At 62.6% G+C, this 3,644-nt stretch carries 2 protein-coding genes; both read left to right on the top strand.

Features of this window, described 5'->3' with window-relative positions:
* Positions 1–479 precede the first annotated feature (479 nt).
* Complete coding sequence (locus ACFYP3_RS37225; protein ID WP_388842525.1) at positions 480–1,721, top strand: ParA family protein; 1,242 nt, start codon at positions 480–482, stop codon at positions 1,719–1,721.
* Complete coding sequence (locus tag ACFYP3_RS37220; protein WP_388842523.1) at positions 1,718–2,845, top strand: ParB/RepB/Spo0J family partition protein; 1,128 nt, start codon at positions 1,718–1,720, stop codon at positions 2,843–2,845. The genes ACFYP3_RS37225 and ACFYP3_RS37220 overlap by 4 nt, the downstream gene beginning before the upstream one ends.
* Positions 2,846–3,644 lie beyond the last annotated feature (799 nt).

Here is a 3,644-nt window from a genome sequence, read left to right as displayed (position 1 = left end):
CTCCGCCAGATCCAATACCGCAGCGACATCATCGACGGCTGCCTCACCGGAACGGGGCTCACACTGACGACACCACGACTACAAGCTCAGTAGCCCGCCTGGCAGGAGGTTGCTGTCCTGCCGCACATGCTCCACGACCTGAAGGATGCGACGAAGACGGCGAGACCCACATGAACCAACGTGGGACGTTGGCTGCACTACAGGTCGTCACGCTGCTGACGCCGGGGCAGAGAAGCGTCGTGAACCAGCGGACACTCAGGGAGGGAGATTCAGCTGATGAGCTCAAGAACTCCCTTGGGAGAGAGAGCGGCGAACAACTCTGCGGGGCCATGCAGATGGGGGATCGGCCAGCTCGGGCAGAGGTCGCATGTTCACAGCCCTGGTTCCTGCTGGTCTCCATTACGGCGTAATGGAGACCAGCAGGAACCAGGTAACGCGTACCTGATGAAAGAGAGCTTGATTGTTAGTAAGGTGTCCTCATGTCTTCGTCATCCTCAGGGGACCGGGAGAAGATCGTCTCCAAGCTGCCCCCGTCACTCCAGCAACAGTTGAAGGTGCGCACCGCTCAACGGCGCATCGATATCCAACATGCGGTGGAGGAAGGGCTCACGGCCTGGCGGGGCCTCGGGTCCAACCTCTCCCCCATCGACACAACCCGGGCCAAGTCCTTCTCGACCTGGCTGCCCCCCGCACAGTGGGACGAGTTCCGAAAAGACTGCAGCGGTCGCGGTGTGTCGCTCATCCAAGGTCTCGCGCAGTCCGTTTCTCTCTGGCTACAGACCAATCCGGCACCGGGTATCGCGCGCCCTTCGGTTGTGCGCCGCGTCGTTGTCTGCAACCAGAAGGGTGGAGTGGGTAAGACCGCGGTCGCCGCTGGCACAGGGCAGGCTCTGGCCGAGGACGCCGACACGCTGTATCCGGTGGGCGTGTCCAAGCACTTCGCACACGCCCTTGCGGACACACCCTCCGACAATGTGCAGACTCCCCTAGAACAGCTTCCAGGTCTTGGACTGCGGGTGCTCCTTGTCGACTTCGACCCGCAAGGACACCTCACCAAGCAGCTCGGGCTCGAAGTCCTGCCTCTGGACGGCGACAGCCTCACCAAGCACATGTCTGGTGACGCCACCGGCAAGCTCGCAGAACTCATCGTGCCCGTGGAGGACGACCGCTTCGGCGATCGACTCAATCTACTCCCGGCCTGTACCGACGCTTTCCTCCTGGACGTGAAGCTCTCCAGCGTCCGAGCTCGCGAAGCAGCACTGGAACGAGCCCTGGCACCAGTAGAGTCCGACTACGACGTTGTAATCATCGATTGCCCCCCGAGCCTCGGCCTGAGCATGGATGCCGCCGCCTACTACGGCCGCCGTCGCGATGGTGAGACGCCTGGAAACTCCGGCGTGCTTGTCGTTGTCCAGGCGGAAGACAGCTCCGCCGACGCCTACGGCCTCCTCACCACCCAGATCGACGACCTACGCTCCGACATGCATCTCGACCTGGATTACTTGGGGATCGTCGTGAATCACTTCGACGCACGCCGCGGCTACATCGCCACCTCGTCTCTCGATAGCTGGATGGCAATAAGAGACCCACGCGTGGTCGGAATCATCGGCGACCTCAAGGAACAGAAAGAAGCAGTACGGGTGAAGCAGGCTCTGCTCGCCTACGCACCTCAGTGTTCACAGGCCGTCGCCCTGCGAGCACTCGCACGGGAGATCGCATGAGTAGCAAGGCATCCAAACTGGGAACCGGCATGTCATTCGCGCAGACACAGAATGTCAGCGCCCGACGCCAAGCCATCAACGAGGCGACAAACGCCCCCACCGAGGGAGCACTACCTCCCGTCAAGCTGCCGGTGGACGCGATCAGCCTCAACCCGGCCAATCCGCGAAGCTCGCTCGGAGACCTCAGCGATCTAGCTGCAAGTCTTCGTGACCACAAGCAGAAGCAGGCCATCACAGTGATGTCCCGCTTCTCCTATCTCGAAGCCAACCCTGACATGGCGGAGAAACTCGAGGATGGGACGAAGTACGTCGCCATCGACGGCAACTCTCGCCTGGCAGCAGCTCGCGAAGCTGGTCTCACTGAGATCAAGGTGATGATCGATGAGGATCTCGGTGGCACTGCGGACGAAATCCTGGAGTCCGCGCTGGTCGCCAACATTCACCGACAAGATCTGGACCCTCTCGACGAGGCACGCGCGCTGCAGCAACTACTCCGGGTCGTGGGCACGCAGGACGCGCTTGCAGCCCGACTGCATCGCTCGCAAGGCTGGGTCTCCCAACGCCTCGCTCTACTCGGCCTGACCCCCGACCTCCAGGCAAAACTAGTGTCGGGGGAGGAGCCTGCCGAGCTGTTGCGCCGCGTTGGGAACAAGGCGCCTGAAGAGCAGGACGCGCATTTGGAAAGGTTGAAGGTCCAGAAGGCGGCAAGGAAGCGGGTCCCGTCACCGGCCCGGTCTGACGAGGCCGTGACGAATACACTGGCACCTGCGGAGGACGCGGCCCCGGCCGCCAGTCATTACGCCGTAATGAAAGACGCCGCCGACATGGCAGCCCCTCCGCCTCCAACCGACGACGCACTGGTCCAAGACGCGGCCCCTACGGTGCCGCCGCAGGTCAAGATGCCGTGGGCTGACGGTGCAGCGGCAATGGAGATCGCGTTCGGAAAACTCTCGCAGCACGGTCAGCGTCAGGTAGCCCTCAGGCGTTACATTGAGTTGACCGGTGACGTCGAAGCGTTCGCGCAGGAACTGATGGCAAGCACAAGCCCCGAGTACCGAGCCCGCCTACGCCAGCTCCTGGCAGCACCTCCCGCCGTGCCAGGAGGCTTCATTACGCCGCAATAGCCCAGCTGAGCCGCAGCACGCTCTACACACTCAATGTGCAGAGGCTCGGCATCCCCCAGGATGATCTGGGGGATGCCGAGCCCCTTTCATTACGGCGTAATGGTGCCGTTCTTGTCGGGGCCAGGTTCGGTTTCTCCTCGGTTCAAGGCCGCGGAGAAAACGAACCTCTGAATAGCAGGACGGAATGAGGTGTTTCGCTGTCTGGGCGGAACAGGGTGGGGCTGCTTGCCTAGGGTCGCGCTCGCGGCCGCGCTGCAGGTAGATCTGCAGAGACTTAAAGCGACTGCGTACGCCCGCCAGCAGCCGCTGGGCGGCCTGGGGACGGGCCTGCAAGGTCCGCATCCAGGCCGAGTATCGGCGTGCCTCGCACGGGCTTCACCCACCGCGCCTGAGAGACATGTCTCTTAGAGAGAGGACATCCTGCAGAGGCACCTCAGACAAATCCCGGGACTGGCCGGGAGCCCCATCGTCGTAGAGAGACCACTTAGGACCCAACGAATCGGGTGTAACCGCGTGAGCCGAACTCCACTTGTGGTGTGACATCGCTTGTGCATTGGCGAGGCGAGAGAAACCGCTGATTCGTTCGAACGGACGCTAGCCCTGCGCGCATCTCGGGCCAGTTGACCGCTCGCGTCAGGTGTCGTCGGCCTCCGAGTCGCGCCCTTCGGCGGTCCGATCAGGTCATCCACGGCGCTGCGGATGGCGCCTAGTGTGCTGAGTCAGTGGTTGGCTTACAGTTCCTGTATGACTCGTCCTGGTCCGAAGCTTGCGCCGCTGAACCTGACTGATGCTGAACGCG

It is taken from the genome of Streptomyces sp. NPDC005533, from assembly GCF_042871845.1.
Classification (GTDB): Bacteria; Actinomycetota; Actinomycetes; order Streptomycetales; family Streptomycetaceae; genus Streptomyces.
The sequence above is the reverse complement of the archived record's forward strand: the minus strand, read 5'-3'. Positions and strand labels throughout refer to the sequence as shown.